Origin of the sequence: Streptomyces sp. SID3343, assembly GCF_009865215.1 — a bacterium.
Taxonomy (GTDB): domain Bacteria; phylum Actinomycetota; class Actinomycetes; order Streptomycetales; family Streptomycetaceae; genus Embleya.
This window is the reverse complement of record NZ_WWJX01001347.1, coordinates 1-2,977: the sequence shown is the minus strand read 5'-3', so window position 1 is coordinate 2,977 and position 2,977 is coordinate 1. Positions and strand designations below refer to the sequence as shown.

The window sequence follows — 2,977 nt, the reverse complement described above, 5'->3', positions numbered from 1 at the left end:
CACGCCGAGGCCGTCGGACTCGGCACGACATGCCGCACGCGCCCGACCGACCCGCATCAGAGATAGCACCGCGTACGGGACCAAAGGGGCATTGTCACCCGGACGGTGGCGCGCCCCCGACCGCGACCCGTCGTTCACCGACCCCCGGCGGGCGGCCGCGGTATTCCCTCGGCCCTCACGCCGTCCGTGAGACCGTCCTTCCGCTCGGTCCCGGGCTCGCTTCGGTCCCGGGTTCGCTCAGGCATCGGCCGCGGGTGGGTGTGCGTGGCGGGGAGTCGGGCGCATGCGGAGGCGGCTCGGGGTGAGGACGCTGCGTGGGACGGGGCGGACCGGCCTGCTGTCGGCCGGCCGCAGGCGCCAGCGGGCGGCGATGGAGGCCAGGGCGAGGGTGGTCTCGGTCAGGGCGAAGGTGTCGCCGATGCACTTGTTGGGGCCACTGCCGAAGGGGACGAACGAGCTGCGCGACCACGGGTCCGGGGCGGAGCGGTCGCTGTCGCCGACGCCGGTGCTGTGGCGCTCCGGGCGGAAGCGGTCCGGGTCGTCGTGGAAGCCGGGATGGCGGTGCAGGATGTACGGGCTGAAGACGATCGTGCTGCCGGCCCGCACCCGACGGCCCGCGAGGTCGACATCGCGCGTGGTGGTGCGCGGCAGGACCCACGCCGGCGGGTACAGGCGCAGGGATTCGCGGATCACCTTTGTCGTCCACGGCAGGCGGGGCACGTCGTCCAGGGTGGCGATGCCGCCGTCGAGTACGGCATCGACCTCGGCGTGCAGGGCCCGTTCCGCGTCGGGGTGGTTCGCGACGAGGTGCAGGGTCCAGGCGAGCGTGGAGGAGGTCGTCTCGGCGCCGGCCAGGATCAACACGGCGACCTGGTCGTGTAGTTCCCGTTCCGTCATCGCCCCGCCGTCGTCGTCGCGAGCGGCGATCAGGCGCGAGAGCAGATCGTGGCCGTCGGTGCGCTCGGCTTGATCCGCGCCGCCGGCGCGGCGGTCGGCGACGATACGGGTCACGTGGGTGCGCCAGGTGGCCAACGCGCGTGCGTAGCGGCGGCTGTTCGGAGTGGGCACGCTGTCGACGGCGGGGAGCAGCGCCCGCACATACACGCCCCGGAGGAAGGTGTCGAGGCTGTCGCGAAGTTCGCCGATGTCGTGGTCGTCCACGTCGGAGCCGAAGAGGGTGCGCACGGCGACCGTCGTGGTGAGTGCGAACATCTCGTCCACGATGTCGACGACCGCGCCCGGCTGCCAGCGGTCCACGACGGTGGCGATACCCGCGCGCATGACATCGGCGTAGCCGGCCAAGTGCTCGGCACGAAACGCGGGTTGCATGAGCAGGCGTTGGCGACGGTGGTCGGCGTGCGGGCAGGTCGCCAGACCGTTGCCCAGGGCCGCGCGCGAGCCTTCGTAGAGCGGACCGATCCGGTCGAAGGTACGGCCGTCCGCCATGACCTGCTTCGCGAGTTCGGGGTGACACAGCACGAACGCGGGGCGGGGGCCGAGCCGAATCTCGACCAGGTCGCCGTGCGCGGGCAGCGAGCCCAGGAAGCTCAACGGCGCGCGGAGCAGGTGCGGGAGATGGCCGACCACGGGCCACCCGCCGGGGGCTCGGGCGGCGCGTGTGGCGGTTGCGGTGGAGCGCGGCGGCTGGGGGTGGGCGGTCACGGATCGCTCCCTGGTGGTCCGGGGGAGCGGCGGCCTCCGGATCGGGCCGCGCCGCCGCGCCCTGTCGGTCCTGCTCGTTTCACCTGTCGGTCCCGCTCATTTGAGCAGTATCGGGCCGGGTGCGGGGGGACGACCGGCGGAACGGTGCGGTGTGGTGTGAACGGGGCGTGCCGTGCGGCGTGTTCGCTCGCGGCGCGGAGGCGGCTCGGCCCGGAGGCCGGACCGGGGGCGGAGGTGCCGGTCCCGCCTCCCGGCTGAGCCGGTGATCGGTGGGTGGGTCGGTGGTGGGTCGGTCGGTGGTCGGGTCAGCCGCGTACGTTGATCGCCTCCCACGTGGCGGCGACCACCGCGACGGTGTCGGCGTCGTAGAGGTCGCCGGCGGCCGAGAGGGTGGCCCGGCGGGCGCCCGCGTAGTCGGTGGTGGAGGTCATGTACGTGGTGAGGGCCCGGTACCAGATCCGTTCGGCCTTCGCGCGGCCGATTCCGGGGACGGGCTTGCCGTCGTAGGTCGGACTGTCGTACGCGATGCCGTTGATGGTCTTGGCTCCACTGCCCTCGGCGAGCAGGTAGTAGAAGTGGTTCGCCGGTCCCGAGGAGTAGTGCACGTCGATGTCGGCGATGCCGTCGTACCAGTAGTCCGGGGAGCGTCCGTCACTGGACGGGCGGTCCAGTCGGCGCAGCGGGGTGCCGTCGCCTCGGTAGTCGATGAGCCTGCCCATGAGGTAACTCGGCCGGTCCTTGGCGTTGTTCGCGTGGAAGGCGACCGCGCTGCCGAAGATGTCACTGGTGGCCTCGTTGAGCCCACCGGACTCGCGGGCGTACCGCAGACCGGCGGTCGCCGACGTGACGCCGTGGGTCATCTCGTGTCCGGCCACGTCCAGTTCGGTCAGCGGTTTGGCATTGCCCGCACCGTCGCCGTACGTCATGCAGAAGCAGTCGTCCTGCCAGAAGGCATTCTTGAGGTTGTTGCCGGCGTGGACCCGGCTGTAGGCCGCGGCCCCGTCGCCGCGGATTCCGACGCGGCCGTGGACGTCCTTGAAGTAGTCCCAGGTCATGGCCGCGCCGTAGTGGACGTCGACCCCTGCGGTCTGGTCGTTGCTCTGCGAGCCGTTGCCCCAGTGGTCGTCCGGGTCGGTGAACAGGGCCCCCTGGCCGGACGTGGCGTGTCGCATGTTGTAGGTGCGATGGTTGCCGCGAGCGGTGTCGGTCATCTCGTACCCGAACAGGCCGGACTTGGTGCCGATGGTCACCGAGCCGTTGTACTGGCCCTCGGCGGTGCCGGAGCGCACGGCCTCGTAGGAGTACAGGTGTTCCC

At 71.8% G+C, this 2,977-nt stretch carries 2 protein-coding genes; both read right to left on the bottom strand.

The features are described from left to right. Window positions 1–237 precede the first annotated feature (237 nt). Window positions 238–1,662, bottom strand: coding sequence for a cytochrome P450 (locus GT354_RS42685; protein WP_161362246.1), 1,425 nt, complete (start codon window positions 1,660–1,662; stop codon window positions 238–240). A 305-nt stretch (window positions 1,663–1,967) separates the two neighbouring features. Next, window positions 1,968–2,977: M4 family metallopeptidase (locus GT354_RS42680; protein ID WP_161362244.1), on the bottom strand; the 1,010-nt coding region annotated here is incomplete at its 5' end.